This window comes from Sphingomonas sp. BLCC-B65 (genome assembly GCF_028550675.1).
Taxonomy (GTDB): Bacteria; Actinomycetota; Actinomycetes; order Actinomycetales; family Microbacteriaceae; genus Microbacterium.
Genome location: NZ_JAQQGL010000001.1, coordinates 119,519 through 137,014 on the forward strand (window position 1 = coordinate 119,519; position 17,496 = coordinate 137,014).

A 17,496-nucleotide genomic window follows, 5' to 3' on the forward strand; every position below is an offset into this window, starting at 1 on the left:
TCCGATGAACCTGCAGGAGCTCGCCCTCATCGGTGCGGTCGCGCTGCTGGGTCCGTTGCTGGCGGCCGGCACGCGCTGGCGGGTTCCCGTCGTGATCGGAGAGCTGATCGCAGGGATCATCGTCGGCCGCTCCGGCCTTCACCTCGTCGACACGACGGACGCCACCTTCTCCTTTCTCGCCACGCTCGGCTTCGGGCTGACGATGTTCGTCGCGGGCACCCACGTGCCCCTGCGCGATGCCCGGCTTCGACCTGCGCTCGGTCGCGGCGCCCTGCACGCGGTCGTGGTCGGCCTGGCCGCGGTCGCCGCCGGGTGGGGGCTCGCGAGTGTGTTCGGCACCGGACATGCAGCGGTCTATGCCGTCGTCATGGCTTCGTCCTCGGCGGCGCTGGTGCTGCCGGCCATCCAGCAGACCCGACTCGGCGGCGCCCAGCTGCTCCCGACCGTCGCGCAGGTCGCCATCGCCGACACGGCCTGCATCGTCGCGCTGCCGCTCGCGATGGATCCCGAACGGGCCCCCGCTGCGGCGCTGGGCGCGCTGGGCATCGCCGTCGTCGCGGTGCTGCTCGCGCTCGCCCTGCGGTGGGCTGCCCACCACGATCGCTGGAAGCGCGTGCGCGAGACCAGCAAGGCGCACGCGCTGGCGCTCGAATTGCGGATCAGTCTGATCCTCGTCTGCGCTCTGGGAGCCCTCGCCGCCTTCTCCCACGTCTCGGTCCTGCTCGCCGGCTTCGCCGGTGGCCTCGCCGTCGCCAGTGCGGGGGAGCCGCGACGGCTGGCCCGGCAGTTGTTCGCCGTGACGGAGGGGTTCCTCTCGCCGCTGTACTTCGTCTGGCTCGGCGCGTCGCTCTCGTTCGCCAGCCTCATCGATGCCCCCGCCTACCTGGGGCTCGGCATTCTGCTCGGTGTCTGCGCGCTGCTCGCCCATCTCATCGGCGTCGTCCTGCGCCAACGTGCGCTGTGGTCGGTGATCTCGGCGGCCCAGCTCGGGGTTCCGATCGCGGCGGCGACGATCGGTGCGGACACCGGCCTGCTCACCGCCGGCGAGCAGGCCGCGCTGGTGCTGGGCGCGGTCGTGACGATCGCCGCGCTCGCGGCATCCGCTGCCCTCGCCGCGCGCCGGCCCGCGTTCCAGGGCGAGTCGACGGATGCCGCGGAGGCGGCCTCGAGAGGCGGCGCCGTCAGCCCGCCATCGCGCTGACGGCGCCGGCGATGTAGGGGATCAGCCAGATCGCCCACACGACGATGCTGAACCGGTGGAACGCGCGCTTCTCGCTCTCGCGACCGCGGACGACCACGATCACCGCCCAGATGAGGTGCACCGCCATCAGAGCGATCGCCGCCGTGCCGGTCCACGCCATGAGCGTGCCCGCGGCCGTCTCGCCGATGCCGTCGGCGCGGCGATCGGCCGCGATCTGGGTCATGAGCAGTGTGCCGGTCGTATCGGCGGCCAGGCCCAGGGCGAACATGCCGGCGTGCCACCAGTGCAGCGTGCGCTGGATGCGTTCGGCCCAGACACCGATGCTGTAGAAGACGAGGGCGGCGGTGATGATGACGATGGCAAGAGGGAGCATGTCGTCACTCTACGACAAATCCTTCAGCTTTGCTGAAGGTTCCCTTATCGGTTCCAGATGCGCTCCATCGGAAGGGACATCCCGAGCACGTTCTGCGCCGCCCGATGGCCGGAGCACAGGGCCGCGGTGACGGTGGCCGGATCGTCCGTCCAGGTCGCTTCGCCGGCGAGATGGAGCACATCGCCGATCGGAGCGGCGAGGGCATCGTGGTCAGCCGTCGTCGATCCGGGCAGCATATAGGCGTAGGAGCCCCGCGCGAACGGGTCGTCCTGCCACGCGGTGCGCCGCACGGCCACCGGGTCGGGAGTGCCCTCGCCGAACAGCCGGCGCAAGGGTGCCATGACCGAGGCGACGACCTCGGCATCCGTCCAGGTGCGCGTCGCGACGGCGGCCGGGCCCGCGGCGAAGGTGAGCAGTGTCGGTTCGTCATGCAGCGCCGTCAGGTCATACCAGGAATGCCACCACCGTCCGCCCGGTCCCTGCTGGCGCACGGCGTAGACGTCCGAGTCCCAGAACCGCTCCCCGAATCGCAGGAAGACCTTCTCGAAGGCATTCATGCGCAGCCGAGCCAGCGCGCTCGCGATCGGATCCGGCAACGACGGCTCGATCGCGAAGGCATCGGACTGCAGCACGCCGACCGGCACCGTCACGACCGCGTGCCGCGCCGTGAAGACGCCCCGATCGCTGGTGACCACCACGCCATCGGCCCCCCAGCGCACGTGCGAGACGACGTGTGAGAGCCGGATGTCCAGGTCGGTCGCGAGCCCCTCCGCGAGACGGTCATAGCCGTCGGGGAAGACGACCTCGTCGCCCTCGATCTGGTCGTCGTCGAGACCGTGGGCCGCAAGCTCCGCGATCGCGGCTCCGTACTGCTCCTCGCTGCGGTGCTCCAGGTACTCCCGCACGCGCTGGGTACGTTCCGGCGGCCACCCCTGAGCCCCGAGCGCGGTCTCGGTCACGTCGCGGTAGGTGGCGAGAGGTCCGGATGCCGCGATGACATCGGCCAGCGCGGCATCCACCGCATGGATGTCGGCGACGTAGGCCGCGGCCTCCTCCGCGCTCAACCTCCGGCCGTCAGGGGAGTAGTGCGCCATCGGGCGGCTGTCGGGCTGATAGCCGCCGACCGTGAACTCCACCATCCGCATGCCGAACGCGCTCGCCGCCGCGGCGACGGGGCTGTCGGTGATGCCGTGGACCCACGAGGCGCCGCGGTCGGTGACCCACCCGCCGGAGCGGTCGGTCCAGACGCGTCCACCGATCCGGTCCCGAGCCTCGATGACGACCGTGCGATGACCGGCATCCGTCAGCAGTCGTGCCGCCGTGAGCCCGGCGACACCGGCGCCGACCACGATGGTGTCGAGTGATTCCGCCACAGCGCTCTCCTTCGTCGATGACCGCGTCGTCCTCGATGCGGTCTGTGCCGACGTTAGCGTGCCGCGCTCAGCGCGCCGCGCTCAGCTCGCGCCGCGCACCTCGTCGAGGGCTTCGTCGAGGGTGGCGAGGATCGCCGCGCATCGTTCCACGTCCTCGCGGGTACCCGAGAGCTCGAACTCGAAGAGCACCGGCCGTCCCGACGTGTGCGAGAGCTGGCGCGCCGCCGCCTGGTAGTAGTCCCCGAAGTTGCGGTTGCCCGAGCCGATGATGCCCACCATGCGCCGTCGCGTCATCGGCGAGCGCAGGAACGCGCGCACCCCGGCGGGCAGGGTCACCTCATCCGCATTGCCGGCCTTGTACGACGGCGTCAGCAGCACCCAGGGGCCGCTGGGCTCGCCGCGACGGACATCGGAGCGGGCCAGATTGAGTACGCGCCGGCCGTCGATCCGCGCGAGAGCCTCAGCGAACCGCCCGGTCAGGTTCGACGACGAGGAGTAGTAGTACACGGGGATCTTCCGCATGTCGCCAGTCTGATCGGATGTCGTCACGCGCGCTGGCCGCATCGGCGTGACAAACCCGGTTGGTGTCCGCGGCGCGGTCAGTACACTGGCCGCCATGATCGAGGAGGCCTGCTCGAGCCGTCCGGGGCGGGTGCTGGCCGGCGTTCTTGTCCTCTTCGCCCTCGCCGTGGCCTTCAGCGGGTGCGTCGCCCCATCGTCCGCCCTGCCCGCCCCCGCGCACATCAGCGTCTCGGTGCAGCAGAACAGGCTGGACATCGCGCGCGGCAAGATGTCGGTCGTCGTGCACAACGACGGCGCCGATGCGGTGACGCTCACCGCTCTGACGTACGCCGACCCGCACTGGGCGTCCGTGCTGCAATGGGCCGGCGCGCTGCCGGTGCCGCCGCGCCGTGCCCGCTCGGTCACCGCCGACCTGATGTCGCCCGCGTGCGCAAGCCCGACGGATGCCGCGGGCACGGCGCATCTGGTCTTCCAGACCGACCGTGGCGCGGCATCCGACGACTACGCCGTCGACGACCCCTTCGGCTTCGTCGCGCGCGCCGTGCAGCAGGGGTGTTTTGCGAGCCGGTTCGCGGCGACCGCCGCCGTCGATCTCGTCGACGTCGCCACCGTGACCCGCGACGGTGCCGCGGTGGCGGAGCTCACCGTGCGCATCGCCAACCATGGCGCCACGTCCGTGCGGCTCGACACCGTCAAGAGCACCACGCTGCTGCAGCCGGCCGCCGGCGGATGGCTGTGGCAACCGGCCCAGGTCGTGGCGGCGGGGGAGAGCGTCACGCTTCGCATCGATGCCGTGCCCGCCCGCTGCGACATGCATGCGATCGCCGAAGACAAGGTCGGCACCCGCTTCGACGCTGCGGTGTCGGTGCTGAGCGACCCGATCGACAGCGGCACCCTCACCCTTGTCGCCAGCGACGAGCAGCGCTCCCGCCTGTACGATTTCGTCGCCTCGGCCTGCGGCTTCGCCCCCTGACCCTCCGTCGTTTCTCGGCTCATGGCCGGCGCCGTCACAGCCGGTGACTGTCCAGCCACGCCATCAGCGCAGGAAGGGCCAGATAGGCGACCGTGCCGTGGTCGGCATCGCTGATCGGGTGGAAGTCGACGTCCACGCCGAGCTGCTTCTCGTGGGCAACGAACTGCTCCGTCGCCGCGGGGAGGACCAGAGTGTCTTTCAGGCCCTGCGCCACGAACAGGGGCGCGGAGAATCCTGTGCCGCCCGCGGAGTTCTCCGCGAGGATGCTCGCCCAGGGTTGCACCTTCGCCGGATCGGCGGTGACGAAGTGGCCGACGACGGGTTGGGCGATGTGATGCAACTGCGTCATGTCGCTCAGCAGGCACAGCTGATTCATCTCGGGGAGCACGGCGTACGCGGCCGGAGTCAGGATGCCGTCGAGTGTGGCCCCGCGGTCGGCATAGACCTGCGCATACGCCGTGAACGCATACGAGCCGATCGTGACTCCCGAGATGTCGTTGATGTGGTCGCTGAGCAGCGCTGTCAGATCGGCTGCCGGAGCGGCCACCGCCACCCCTGCGATGGTGAGGTCGGGCGCGTAGGCAGGCGCACGTTGTGCGGCGAAGAGAGCCGCCTGGCCGCCTTGTGAGTGACCCCACAGAACCACGCGCTCGGACGCGCGGGTGTCTTCGAGGTGCTGCGCAGCCCGCACGGCATCGAGAACGGCGTTGCCGCCCGTGTCGCCGACGAGGTACGAATCGGGGCCGGCCGTGCCCATCCCGACGTAGTCGGTGGCGGCGATCACGTAGCCGCGATCCAGAAGGAACCGCATCCCCTCGATGAGGGCATAGGGGTCGAACGAACGCGATGGTGCGCAGTCCTCGGCCGCTCCCGTGGTCGGGTGAGCCCAGGCGAGCACCGTCCGCCCCTCTCGCGGCGCGGCAGAGCGCGGCGCCACCACGATCCCCGTCGACACGACCGCCTGGCCCTGCACGTCCGTCGTCCGGTACATCACGCGCCACGCCCGCGCCTCGAACGGAACCCCGACCAGCTCGGCCGAGCGGATGAGCGTCCCGGGATCACCGGCCGCAGCATCCGCGGGCTGCGCGTAGAAGGCGGCCTCGTCACGCCGTTCCGCGTCGTCTCCGATCAGCCGCGCACCGACGACCGCAACGGTCGCGATGACGATGATCAGAGTGACGAGGAGTGCGGCGCGCACGAGCGGATGCCGACGGCGCCCCCGCCTCGCATCGTTATTCATGGCCGGAGCCTACCGCCGGAATCACGCGGGTCTTGTGTGGTCAGACCACAAGTGTCATACTGGGGTCAGAACAGGCCCGAGAGCCCTCGGACCCGGAAAGCGATGACGCGGACACCGTGTCCGCGCCGGGTAGGAGAACCCACAATGTCCACCTCGATCGATGCTCTGGTCGAAGGCGCACAAGCCGCGCTCGCAGAGTACGCATCCTTCACGCAGGAACAGGTCGACCACATCGTCCGCAAGGCGAGCGTCGCGGCCCTGCACTTCCATGGCGAACTCGCGCTCATGGCGGTCGAAGAGACCGGCCGCGGCCTGTTCGAGGACAAGGCCGTGAAGAACATGTTCGCCTGCGAGCACGTGACGAACTCGATCATCAATCAGAAGACGGTCGGCGTCATCTCGCACGACGAGATCACCGGCATCACCGAGATCGCCGACCCGGTCGGCGTCATCTGCGCCCTGACCCCCGTCACCAACCCGACCTCGACCGCCATCTTCAAGTCGCTCATCGCACTGAAGACCCGCAACCCGATCGTGTTCGGCTTCCACCCGGCGGCCCAGAAGTGTTCCGTCGCCGCGGCGAAGATCGTCCGCGACGCGGCGATCGCCGCGGGCGCTCCGGAGAACTGCATCCAGTGGATCGAAGAGCCCTCGATGGAGGCCTCCGGCGAGCTGATGAACCACCCGGGCGTCGCCCTCATCCTCGCCACGGGTGGCAACGCGATGGTCCGTGCCGCCTACTCGTGCGGCAAGCCCGCCCTCGGCGTCGGCGCCGGCAACGTCCCGGCCTTCATCGAACGCACCGCCAAGGTGGGCCGCGCCGTCAACGACATCGTCCTGTCGAAGTCCTTCGACATGGGCATGGTGTGCGCCAGCGAGCAGGCCGTCATCCTCGACGAGCCGATCGCGGCAGAGGCCCTCGCCGAGTTCGCGCGTCTGCACGCCTACATGGCGACGGCCGCCGAGAAGCGCTTGCTCGAGGAGTTCATCTTCGGCGTCACGGCCGACAGCGAGAACTGTGCCGGCGCCAAGCTGAACCCGACCGTCGTCGGCCAGTCTCCGCAGTGGATCGCGGAGCACGCGGGCTTCGCCGTTCCGGAGAACACGTCGATCATCCTCGCCGAGGTCGGCAGCGTCGGCCCGCAGGAGCCCCTCACGCGCGAGAAGCTCGCGCCGGTGCTCGCCGTGCTGCGCGCGAAGACGCCGGCGGAGGGCATCGACCTCGCGCGCCAGATGGTCGACTTCGACGGTCTCGGCCACTCGGGTGCGATCCACTCCAACGACCAGGACGTCATCGCTCAGTTCGGCGCCGTCGTCAAGGCCGTCCGCATCATCGAGAACAGCCCGTCGGCCCTCGGCGGTATCGGTGACATCTACAACGCGTTCATGCCGTCGCTGACCCTCGGCTGCGGCTCCTACGGACACAACTCGGTCTCCAACAACGTCTCGGCGGTGAACCTCTTGAACGTCAAGCGCATCGGGCGTCGCAACAACAACCTGCAGTGGTTCAAGATCCCTGCGAAGACCTACTTCGAGCCGAACGCCGTCCGCTACCTCGCCGACATGCGCGGCGTCGAGCGCGTGACCATCGTCACCGACGAGACCATGACCAAGCTCGGCTACGTCGACAAGATCATGGATGTGCTGAACCGGCGTGACAACCGCGTGCAGGTGCAGCTGATCAACACCGTCAAGCCGGAGCCGAAGGTCTCCGAGGTGCGCGCCGGCGCCGACCTCATGCGTCAGTTCCAGCCCGACACGATCATCGCCCTCGGTGGCGGATCGCCGATGGACGCGTCCAAGGTGATGTGGCTGCTGTACGAGAACCCCGAGGTGGAGTTCTCCGACATGTGCGAGAAGTTCTTCGACGTGCGCAAGCGCGCGTTCAAGTTCCCCGAGCTCGGCAAGAAGGCGAAGCTCGTCTGCATCCCGACCACCTCGGGTACCGGCAGCGAGATGACCCCGTTCGCCGTCATCACCGACGACGAGACGGGCATGAAGTACCCGCTCGCCGACTACGCGCTCACCCCGTCGGTCGCGATCATCGACCCCGTGCTCACCAAGGTGCTGCCCGGTTTCCTGGTCGCCGACGCGGGCTTCGACGCGCTGACGCACGCCACCGAGGCCTTCGTGTCGGTGTACGCGAACGACTACACCGACGGCCTGTGCCTGCACGCGATCAAACTCATCTTCGAGAACATCGAGCGCAGCACCAAGGCGCAGCCGAACTCGACGGATGCCGAGGACATCAAGGCCCGCGAGAAGATGCACAACGCGGCATCCATCTCGGGTATGGCCTTCGGAAACGCGTTCCTCGGGATCGTCCACGCCATGGCGCACGTGACCGGCGCGACCTATCACCTGGTGCACGGCCGCACGAACGCGGTCTACCTGCCCCACGTGATCCGCTACAACGGCACCGTCCCGACCAAGCTGACCAGCTGGCCGAAGTATGAGCGCTACATCGCGCCCGAGCGGTTCCAGGAGATCGCCAAGCACCTCGGCCTTCCGGCATCCACCCCGGAGGAGGGTGTGGAAAGCTACGCCCGCGCCGTCGAGGAGCTGCGCGACCGCGTCGGCATCGAGCGCTCGTTCCAGCAGCAGGGCGTCGACGAGACCACCTTCATCTCGGGCCTGCAGGATCTCGCCCTGGCCGCGTACCGCGACCAGTGCGCTCCGGCGAACCCGCGGATGCCGATGATCGAGGACATGAAGACCCTCATGGAGGCCGCCTACTACGGCACCTCCTTCGAGGAGGTCCGCGCGGCCCGCAAGGTCGCCCACGCCGAGAGCGAGGCCGTGACGGGAACCGTGCGCACGGCGCCCGCCAAGGCGACGGCCAAGAAGGCCAAGGCCAGCGCCTGACCGACGCTGCGGAACGAAGGGGGCCGGGGGAGCATACCCGGCCCCCTTCTCCGTGCCTGCCGGGCGCCCTCGAGGCTGTGCACACTGTCGACGGCGGCGCGCACGAGGTCGCTACGATGACCGCGTGCACTTCGAGTTCGACGGGGAGATCTTTCGCTGGGCCGCCCGGCGCGAGGACTGGTACTTCGTCGAGCTGCCGGGCGAGCTCAGTGCCGACATCCGCGACCTCCCGCGGCCGCCGCGCGGATTCGGCGCCGTCCGCGTCGCGGCCGTCATCGGCGGCTCGCAGTGGCGCACGTCCGTCTTCCCCGATGCGCAGCGCGCACGCTACGTGTTGCCGCTGAAGCGATCGGTTCGCGAGGCCGAGGGCATCGGTTCCGCAGGCACCGTACGGGTGGCGCTGGAGGTTCTCGATGGCTGATCCGGCCACGATCCTCGCCGCGTCGGCTTACCTCGTCGCCGCCGTGGCCGGCGTGGTTCTCACCGTCGTCGACGTGCGCACGCACCGCCTGCCGAACAGGATCGTTCTTCCGGCGTTGATCGTGACGATCGCGCTTCTCGCGGCATCCTGTGCGTTCGGCACCCCATGGGCCGCGCTGGTGCGCGCGCTCGGTGCCGGCGCGGCGCTGTTCGTCTTCTTCGTACTGCTGCGCGTGGCGGGGCGCGGGGCGATCGGCGGCGGCGACGTCAAGCTGGCCGCGCTCGTCGGCGTGCTTCTCGGCTGGGTCGGATGGTCTGCCGTGCTGCTCGGGGTCGTCGCCGCTTTCCTTGCCGCGGGCGTCGTCGCCATCGTCCTGCTGGCCGCGCGACGGGCGACCAGGTCGACCCGCATCCCCTTCGGGCCGTTCCTCGTCATCGGGACGTGGATCGGAGTGCTGGCCGACCTCGTGTGACGCACGGCGGCCGCTGTCAAGGCCCTGCGCGTCGTGCGTGAGGTGCATATCCTGGGCGGCATGGATCTGTCCCGCATCATCGCGCGCGCCCTGACGCTCACGCCGGTGCGGGCGTTCCTGCGCTACAGCGAACGGCGGGGGCCGATGCTCGCCGACAGCGTCACCTATCGCACGCTGTTCAGCCTCTTCGCGGCGGTGTTGCTCGGATTCTCGATCGCCGCTCTGTGGCTCTCCGGCGACACGGATGCGTGGCGGGCGCTGGTGGCGGCCGTCGACCGGGCTGTGCCGGGCCTCGTCGGCGAGAACGGCCTCGTGAAGGTCGACGAGATCTCGTTCCCGGTCGGCTTGTCGATCGCCGGCGCGCTCTCGCTGGTGGGTCTCGTCGGTGCCGCGATCGGTGCGATCGGGTCGCTGCGGACGGCGATGCGCATCGTGTGCGAGAAACTCACCGACGACGTTCCCGCATGGCTCGTCCTGCTGCGCAACCTCGCGCTGGCCATCGGCGTCGGCGCCGCGCTGCTGGCCTCCGCCGCCGTCACCATGATCGGCACCGCCGGACTCGACGTGGTCGCCCAGTGGCTGGGTCTGGCCCGTGAAGACCCGGCCATCGCGTGGGGCACCCGCTGGCTCGCCATTCTCGTCACCTTCGTCTTGGATGCCGTCGTCGTCGCGGTGTTGTTCCGGGTGCTGTCGGGGGTGCGGGCGTCGGCTACGGCGCTGTGGACGGGGGCCCTGATCGGCGCCGTCGGGCTCACGGTGCTGCAGCAGCTGTCGGGGCTCTTCGTCGGCGGAGCCACGTCGAACCCGCTGCTGGCCTCGTTCGCAGCGCTCATCGCACTGCTGCTCTGGGTCAACCTGTCCGCGCAGGTGATCCTGATCTCCACGTCGTACATCTTCACCGTCGCGGAGGAGCAGGACGACCGCGTGCGTGCGCGCTACGGGTCGACGACCTTCCTCCAGCGTCGGGTGCGGACGGCGGAGAACGCCGTCGCGCTCGCCACGGCCGAGCTCGAAGCGGCGCGCCGCGCCGAACGCGGCGAGCGCGAGCGCTCCGCCGCCTCGTCGCGGGCGGATGTAACGACCAGGTAAGGGCCTCGTGAAGATGACCCCCGTCGATGTGCATCCGGCGGGGGTGCACGTTAGCGTGTGATCTGTGTCAGAACCCGAAGCTGTGACCGGTCCCACCCCCGCGCCCCATCCGCTCCACGCAACCCATCCGCTGGCGCTGGCGCCGGTCACCGGGCCCGCGAGCTCCGTGGACGGATTCGTCCGACAGTTCCTGCGCAACCTCAACTACGAGCGGGGCGTCGCACTGTCAGCCTCCAGCCCGAACGACCGTTACTTCGCGTTCGCGATGACCGTACGCGACTACCTCATGGCCCGGTGGCTCGAAGACCTCCGCCGACAGCGCGTGGTTCAGGCCAAGGGCGTGTGCTACCTCTCCGCCGAGTATCTGCTGGGCCGTCAGCTCGACAACAACCTGCTCGCGAGCGGTCTCACCGAGATCGCAACCGAGGCGATGGCGGCGTGCGGCATCGACATCGACGACCTGCGCGCCCAGGAGGTCGAACCCGGGCTCGGCAACGGCGGTCTGGGCCGCCTCGCGGCCTGCTTCATCGATTCGCTCGCGACGATGGGTGTGCCCAACATCGGCTACGGCATCCGCTACGAGTACGGCATCTTCCGCCAGACGTTCGTCGACGGCCAGCAGGTCGAGCAGCCCGACGCCTGGCTGACGCTCGGCTCACCGTGGGAGTTCCCGCATCCCGAAGCGGCACGCCGGATTTCCTTCGGCGGTCACACCGAGACGTACGACGACGCCGGTGTGACCCGGTCCCGCTGGGTGCCGGGGTGGGACGTGCTCGCCGTACCGTACAACTACATGGTGCCCGGCTACCTCAACGGTCGTGTCAACACGCTGCGGCTGTGGAGCGCGAAGGCGACCGACTCGTTCGACCTCCGCGTTTTCAACTCCGGCGACTATGAGGAAGCCGTGCGTGCCCAGACCTTCGCCGAGAACATCTCCAAGGTGCTCTACCCCGAGGACTCCACGCCCCAGGGCAAGGAGTTGCGCCTGCAGCAGCAGTACTTCTTCGTCGCGGCATCCATCGGCGACTTCCTGGAGCACACCCTCCCGGCGGACTTCGACATCGACAAGCTCCCCGACCGTGTGATCTTCCAGCTCAACGACACCCACCCGGTGATCGGCGTCCCCGAACTGATGCGTGTGCTCGTCGACGAGCGCAAACTCGAGTGGGATGCCGCGTGGGCGATCACACAGCAGTGTTTCGCCTACACGTGCCACACGCTGCTGCCGGAGGCGCTGGAGGTGTGGTCGGTCGACCTTCTGGGGCGGCTTCTGCCGCGACACCTGGAGATCATCTACCGCATCAACGAAGAGTTCCTCGAGGCGGTGCGCGAACGCTACGGCGATGACGAGATGCGCATCCGCAACATGTCGATCATCGGCGAGTTCCCGGAGCGCAGCGTCCGGATGGCGTACCTCGCCACGGTCGCCGGTGCGAAGGTGAACGGCGTCGCCGAACTGCACTCGCAGTTGCTGCGCGACAAGGTGCTGCCGGACTTCAACGACTTCTTCCCGGGCAAGTTCACGAACGTCACGAACGGCATCACGCCGCGCCGCTTCGTGCGGCTGGCGAACCCCGGACTGTCGGAGCTGATCACGGAGGCGATCGGCACCGGCTGGCTCACCGACCTCGAGCGCCTCCGCGAACTCGAGGCGTACGCCGAAGATCCCCGGTTCCGCGAGGCGTTCGCCGAGGTCAAATCCGCGAACAAGCGCCGCCTCGGCGATGTGCTGCGCGCGCGGGACGGTCTCGAGATCAGCGACGGCCACATGCTCGACGTGATGGTCAAGCGTCTGCACGAGTACAAGCGGCAGATGCTCAAGCTTCTTCACGTCGTCACGCAGTACGAGAGCATCGTGTCGGGCCGTGTCGCGGCATCCGACGTCCTGCCGCGCACCGTCATCTTCGGGGCGAAGGCGGCGCCCGGCTATGCCATGGCCAAGCGCATCATCCACCTCATCAACGCCGTCGGAGAAGTGGTCAACGCCGATCCGCGCGTCGAGGGGCGTCTGAAGGTGTTGTTCCCGCCGAACTACAACGTCACACTCGCCGAGCGCCTGATCCCGGCCGCCGACCTGTCGGAGCAGATCTCGCTCGCCGGGAAGGAAGCCTCCGGCACCGGCAACATGAAGTTCGCCCTCAACGGCGCGCTGACGATCGGAACCGACGACGGCGCGAACGTCGAGATCCGTCAGCTCGTCGGCGATGACAACTTCTTCCTCTTCGGCATGAGCGAGCCCGAGGTCGAGGCGCTGTGGGCCCGGGGTTACAAGCCCGCCGACTTCTACCAGGGCGACGAGAACCTCCGCCGCGCGATGGATCTCATCGCCTCCGGCGCGTTCTCGGGCGGCGATCGCAGCGTGTTCGAGCCGATCGTGTCGAACCTGCTCTACGACGACCGCTTCATGGTGCTGGCCGACTACTCGTCATACGTCGCGGCGCAGGACCAGGTGGATGCCGCCTACGTCGATCGGGACGCGTGGACGCGGTCGGCGATCCTGAACGTCGCACGCTCCGGCTTCTTCTCATCCGACCGCTCGATGCGCGACTACATCGAGCGCATCTGGCACACGCCCCCGCTGCTCTGACGGGAGGGGGCCCTTCCCGGTCGTTGAGCGCGGAGCGCAGCGGCGAGTCGAGGCTCGGTTCAGCGGGCGTAGCGTTCGACGAACGCACGCAAAATGCCGCCCGTGTGCATGACCGCCCGTCGGCGCACCGCCGCGAGCGTGAGATCCAGTTCGTCCGCTCCGAAGTACCCGTAGCCGGCGTACGCGCGGATGCGCGTGCTGATGCCCTCGAGGTCGCACTCCGGGTGGAACTGCGTGGCGTACACGTTGCTCCCCACGCGGAACATCTGCACGGGACACGCCTCGCCGCGAACCAGCAGCGTCGCCGTCGCCGGCAGCGTCGAGATCGCCTCCTTGTGGCCGACGAAGGCCGCGAAGCGGTCGGGCAGCCCGGCCAGCAGCGGGTCGTCGCGCCCGGCGCCCGTCTTCTCGACCTCGATGACGCTGATGGGCTCCCGGTAGGTGCCGTCGATGATCGCGCCCTGATGTGCACCGAGAGTTCCCACACCGTAACACGCGCCGAAGAAGGGGAAGTCGCGCGCCACCACCTGGTCGAGAAGGGCGGCGATCTCCGCCTCGACGCGGCGCTGCGCGGATGACTTCTTCGCGATCGGGTCCGACGCGTTGAAGGGCCCGCCGCCCACGAAGACGCCCGAGTAGGCGTCCAGATCCACCGGTCCGAGAGGCCCCGCCTCCATCCGCACGCGGACCAGCTCATCCGGTGTCAGCCCGGTGAAGCGGAGGAAGAGGGCGTACTCCTCGTCGGCGGGCACATCCTCGGCCCGGGTCGCGAGCAACAGGAACGGCTTCATCCTCGCACCGCCTCGATATGGGCGAGCAGCGCATCGAGGGTGGCGGCGACGGTGGGGTTGCGCGGCCCCTCGTCGCGGGCGACGGCCCAGTAGGCGAGGGGATGCGCGTAGGCGCCGTCGAGCACCCGGGTCAGGCGCGGGTCGGTATCGCCGAGAAAGTCGGGCAGGATGCCGATCCCCGCTCCCGCGGCCGTCGCCTCGACGTGCGCGAAGACGCTGGTCGAACGGACCGAGGCGGGGGAGTCCGGCAACTCCTGCAGTGCGCGGTCGAGCTCATCGACCTGCAGGGAGCTCTCCACGTAGTACACGAGCGGGTGTGCGGCCAGCTGAGCGATCGAGTCGGGGGTCCCCGCCTCTCGGAGATAGTCGGGTGTCGCGTACAGACGCAGTGCGTACGCGCAGACCGGTGTCGCATATGCCCGCAGCACCTGGGGGCGTCCGACGACGATCTCCAGGTCGACGCCGGAGCGGTTCTGGCGCACGCGCTGCGTCGCCGACAGCAATTCGACCGCGAGCTGCGGGTGTTCCCGGCGCAGGGCTGTCATCGCCGGAGCGAGGAAGACCGACGTGAAGGCGTCCGGGGCGGAGATTCGCACCATGCCGTGAACCGCGTCGGCGTTCTCGCCGTCGACGAGCTCTCGCAGCGATGCCTCGATGCGCTCGGCAATGGTCACCGCGCGGTGGCCGAGCTCGGTGACCTCCCATCCTCCGGTCGTCCGTACGAGCACGCGTCCGCCCATGGCGGACTCGAGTGCGGTGATGCGACGCGACACCGTGGAGTGATTCACCCCCAGCACGTCGGCGGCCGCCGTGTAGCGACCCAGGCGCGCGACCGACAGGAACGTCATGAGTGCGTCCAGAGGGGGATCCGGGGCGGCGGCGGGCATGCCGACGAGTGTGCACCAGTGCACACCGGTAGTGCAAGTTTGTTGCTCACGTGTGCATTGATCAACGGTCTTCGGGTGCCTACGCTGGCCACGAGCGGCGTCGAGGACGACAGCCGTCACCGCCGGCGACGACGAAGGTCGCCGGCGTCGAAGGGAGTCTCATGTCCACGATCGCCTTCATCGGACTGGGCCACATGGGCGCGCCCATGTCGGCGCACCTCGTCGCCGCCGGCCATGTCGTGCGTGGTGTCGACCTCAACCCCGTCGCCGCGGCGGCCGCCGCCGAGAGGGGAGTGCAGATCTTCCCCTCGGTCGCCGCGGCGCTCGACGGTGCGGATGCCGCGATCACCTCGCTGCCCAAGCCCGAGCACGTCCGCGGTGTGTACGGGGGAGCGGACGGCATCCTCGCGCATGCGGCGCCGTCGACCCTGCTGCTCGACACCTCCACCGTCGACGTCGAGACCTCGCGCTGGTGCCACGCCGAAGCGCAACGGCACGGGCTCTCGTTCGTGGACGCACCGATCTCCGGCGGCACCGCGGGCGCGGAGGCCCACACGCTGACGTTCATGCTCGGCGGACGCGCCGCCGACGTGGAGCGGGCGCGGGAGGTCGTGGCGCCGATGGCGGGCAACGTGATCGCCTGCGGGGAGCCCGGCGCCGGCATCGCCGCGAAGCTCGTCAACAACATGATGCTCTTCATCTCCGTCATGGCCGTGTCGGAGGGCTCGCAGCTGGCGGAGCAGCTCGGTCTGGATCCGCAGGTGTTCTGGGACGTCGCGCGCGTTTCGTCCGCCGACTCGTGGGCCCTGCGCACCTGGTATCCGGTGCCGGGCATCGTGGAGACCTCGGCGGCCAACAAGAACTTCGACGCGACCTTCTCGGTGGATCTCGCGCGCAAGGACTGCGGACTGGCCGTTCAAGCCGGAGACGACACCGGTGTGCACCTGCCGGCGGCGCGTCTTGCGCTCCGCCAGCTCGACGAACTCATCGCCGAAGGGCTGGGCGGCAAGGACTGCACGTTGGTCGCGCGCTTCGCCTCGCCGGACGGCACCCTCCGCGGCTACGACCCGTCGCGTGACGGCGTCTCCGCGGCCTGACGCCGATATCTCCCGCACACCCCGATCGAGAGGGCACTTCATGACCACCGCATCCGCATCTGCCACCACCGACGAGCCCATCGGCTCGCTCGCGGTGATCCCGCACATCGTCGCGGGCGAACGCGTCGGCCCGACAGGGCGCACCGGTCCCGTCTTCAACCCCGCCACGGGCCGGCAGAGCGCAGAGGTCGCCCTCGCCTCGGCCGCGTTCGTCCATGACGTCGCCCGCCGCGCGCAGGCCGCTCAGCGCGGCTGGCGCGACACCGGTCTCGGCAAGCGCCAGCAGGTGATGTTCCGCCTCCGCGAGATCGTCGCCTCCCGCGCCGAGGAGCTTGCGCGCATCATCACGTCCGAGCACGGCAAGACCGTCGACGACGCCCTCGGCGAAGTCGCTCGAGGGCTCGAGAACGTCGAGTTCTGCACGAGTCTGATGCACCACCTCAAGGGCGACTACTCCGAGCAGGTCGCCTCGGGCGTGGACGTCCACCAGGTTCGTCAGCCCGTCGGCGTGGTCGCCTGCATCACTCCGTTCAACTTCCCCGCGATGGTGCCGCTGTGGATGGTGACCACCGCCATCGCCGCGGGCAACGCCGTGATCCTCAAGCCCAGCGAACGCGACCCGTCGGCGGCCGTCTGGCTGGCCGAGGCCTTCGCCGAGGCGGGGCTTCCCGACGGCATCCTCAACGTCGTCCACGGCGACAAGGAGGCCGTCGATGCGCTGCTGGACGATCCGGTCGTGCGGGCGGTGTCGTTCGTGGGATCGACGCCGATCGCGAAGTACATCTACGCGCGGGCGGCCGAGAACGGCAAGCGCGTTCAGGCGCTGGGCGGAGCGAAGAACCACATGATCGTCATGCCGGATGCTGATCTGGACGCCGCTGCGGATGCGGCGGTGTCGGCGGCGTACGGCTCGGCGGGGGAACGCTGCATGGCCGTGTCGGTCGTCGTCGCGGTGGGCGAGGTCGCCGACGCGCTCATCGGCAAGGTCGCCGAGCGCATCGGCGGACTGGTCGTCGGCGACGGCACCGATCCCGCCACCGACATGGGTCCGCTGATCACCCGCGACGCGCTCGATCGCGTGACCGGCTTCGTCGCGGGGGCCGCGGACGAGGGAGCCCGCGTCGTGGTCGACGGCCGCGAGGTCACCGTGGACGGGGGCGGGTTCTTCATCGGTCCCTCGCTCGTCGACGGCGTCACGCCGGGCATGCGCGTCTACGACGAGGAGGTCTTCGGACCCGTGCTGTCCGTGGTGCGTGTCGCCACCTACGACGACGCGGTCGCGCTGATCAACGCCAACCGCTACGCGAACGGCACCGCCGTCTTCACCCGCGACGGCAAGACCGCGCGCCAGTTCGAGTACGACATCGAGGTCGGCATGGTCGGCGTCAACGTGCCCATTCCGGTGCCCATCGGCGCGTTCTCGTTCGGCGGCTGGAAGGACTCGCTGTTCGGCGACACGCACATGTACGGGCCGGAGGCGTTCAACTTCTACACGCGCCGCAAGGTCGTCACGACGCGGTGGCCCGACCCCAGCGAAAGCCAGATCAGCCTCGGCTTCCCGACCCACTGAACGCGCCGGGCTAGGCTGGAGTTCCACATTCCGCT

The 17,496-nt window shown here is 69.3% G+C and carries 15 protein-coding genes; 9 read left to right on the forward strand and 6 right to left on the reverse strand.

The window, feature by feature from the left end; all coding sequences use genetic code 11:
* The first annotated feature begins 4 nt into the window (after positions 1-4).
* Positions 5-1,201, forward strand: coding sequence for a cation:proton antiporter (locus tag PP359_RS00625; protein WP_499249689.1), 1,197 nt, complete (start codon positions 5-7; stop codon positions 1,199-1,201).
* Here the strand turns inward: PP359_RS00625 and PP359_RS00630 are convergent.
* The 3 genes from PP359_RS00630 to nrdI form a co-directional block, all read right to left on the reverse strand.
* Positions 1,182-1,574, reverse strand: a complete 393-nt coding sequence (locus PP359_RS00630) for an HsmA family protein (protein ID WP_499249690.1) — start codon at positions 1,572-1,574, stop codon at positions 1,182-1,184. The two genes, PP359_RS00625 and PP359_RS00630, sit on opposite strands and share 20 nt — an antisense overlap.
* Before the next feature lie 44 nt (positions 1,575-1,618).
* Positions 1,619-2,947: a flavin monoamine oxidase family protein gene (locus tag PP359_RS00635; protein ID WP_499249691.1), complete on the reverse strand. Its 1,329-nt coding sequence runs from the start codon at positions 2,945-2,947 to the stop codon at positions 1,619-1,621.
* Positions 2,948-3,028: 81 nt separating this feature from the next.
* Entirely contained in the window at positions 3,029-3,469 is a 441-nt protein-coding gene (gene nrdI, locus PP359_RS00640; protein WP_039416393.1) for a class Ib ribonucleoside-diphosphate reductase assembly flavoprotein NrdI, read from the reverse strand.
* Between the two features lie 94 nt (positions 3,470-3,563).
* Here nrdI and PP359_RS00645 point away from each other — a divergent pair, with 94 nt between their 5' ends.
* On the forward strand, positions 3,564-4,442 hold the full coding sequence (locus tag PP359_RS00645; protein ID WP_499249692.1) for a hypothetical protein: 879 nt from the start codon (positions 3,564-3,566) through the stop codon (positions 4,440-4,442).
* Between the two features lie 34 nt (positions 4,443-4,476).
* Here PP359_RS00645 and PP359_RS00650 read toward each other — a convergent pair whose 3' ends face one another.
* On the reverse strand, positions 4,477-5,682 hold the full coding sequence (locus tag PP359_RS00650; RefSeq protein WP_112931682.1) for a lipase family protein: 1,206 nt from the start codon (positions 5,680-5,682) through the stop codon (positions 4,477-4,479).
* Positions 5,683-5,826: 144 nt separating this feature from the next.
* Here PP359_RS00650 and adhE point away from each other — a divergent pair, with 144 nt between their 5' ends.
* From adhE to PP359_RS00675, 5 genes are all read left to right on the forward strand, one after another.
* Positions 5,827-8,547: a bifunctional acetaldehyde-CoA/alcohol dehydrogenase gene (adhE, locus tag PP359_RS00655; RefSeq protein ID WP_499249693.1), complete on the forward strand. Its 2,721-nt coding sequence runs from the start codon at positions 5,827-5,829 to the stop codon at positions 8,545-8,547.
* 124 nt (positions 8,548-8,671) lie between these two features.
* Positions 8,672-8,968 carry a DUF1905 domain-containing protein gene (locus PP359_RS00660; RefSeq protein WP_499249694.1) on the forward strand — a complete coding sequence of 99 codons (297 nt, stop codon included), beginning with the start codon at positions 8,672-8,674 and terminating at the stop codon, positions 8,966-8,968.
* Entirely contained in the window at positions 8,961-9,440 is a 480-nt protein-coding gene (locus tag PP359_RS00665; protein WP_499249695.1) for a prepilin peptidase, read from the forward strand. The genes PP359_RS00660 and PP359_RS00665 overlap by 8 nt, the downstream gene beginning before the upstream one ends.
* 60 nt (positions 9,441-9,500) lie before the next feature.
* Positions 9,501-10,529 (forward strand): YihY/virulence factor BrkB family protein, encoded by a 1,029-nt coding sequence (locus PP359_RS00670; protein ID WP_499249696.1) that lies wholly within the window; start codon positions 9,501-9,503, stop codon positions 10,527-10,529.
* A 64-nt stretch (positions 10,530-10,593) separates the two neighbouring features.
* Positions 10,594-13,116, forward strand: coding sequence for a glycogen/starch/alpha-glucan phosphorylase (locus PP359_RS00675; RefSeq protein WP_499249697.1), 2,523 nt, complete (start codon positions 10,594-10,596; stop codon positions 13,114-13,116).
* Positions 13,117-13,175: 59 nt separating this feature from the next.
* On the opposite strand, the gene PP359_RS00680 is transcribed toward PP359_RS00675, so the two are convergent.
* Together PP359_RS00680 and PP359_RS00685 are read right to left on the reverse strand one after the other, a co-directional pair.
* Positions 13,176-13,907, reverse strand: coding sequence for a glutamine amidotransferase (locus PP359_RS00680; RefSeq protein ID WP_499249698.1), 732 nt, complete (start codon positions 13,905-13,907; stop codon positions 13,176-13,178).
* Positions 13,904-14,794, reverse strand: coding sequence for a LysR family transcriptional regulator (locus PP359_RS00685; protein ID WP_499249699.1), 891 nt, complete (start codon positions 14,792-14,794; stop codon positions 13,904-13,906). The genes PP359_RS00680 and PP359_RS00685 overlap by 4 nt, the downstream gene beginning before the upstream one ends.
* Before the next feature lie 161 nt (positions 14,795-14,955).
* Here PP359_RS00685 and PP359_RS00690 point away from each other — a divergent pair, with 161 nt between their 5' ends.
* Both PP359_RS00690 and PP359_RS00695 read left to right on the forward strand, forming a co-directional pair.
* Entirely contained in the window at positions 14,956-15,891 is a 936-nt protein-coding gene (locus tag PP359_RS00690) for an NAD(P)-dependent oxidoreductase (protein WP_499249700.1), read from the forward strand.
* Positions 15,892-15,931: 40 nt separating this feature from the next.
* Positions 15,932-17,461: a CoA-acylating methylmalonate-semialdehyde dehydrogenase gene (locus tag PP359_RS00695; RefSeq protein WP_499249701.1), complete on the forward strand. Its 1,530-nt coding sequence runs from the start codon at positions 15,932-15,934 to the stop codon at positions 17,459-17,461.
* Positions 17,462-17,496: the final 35 nt, after the last annotated feature.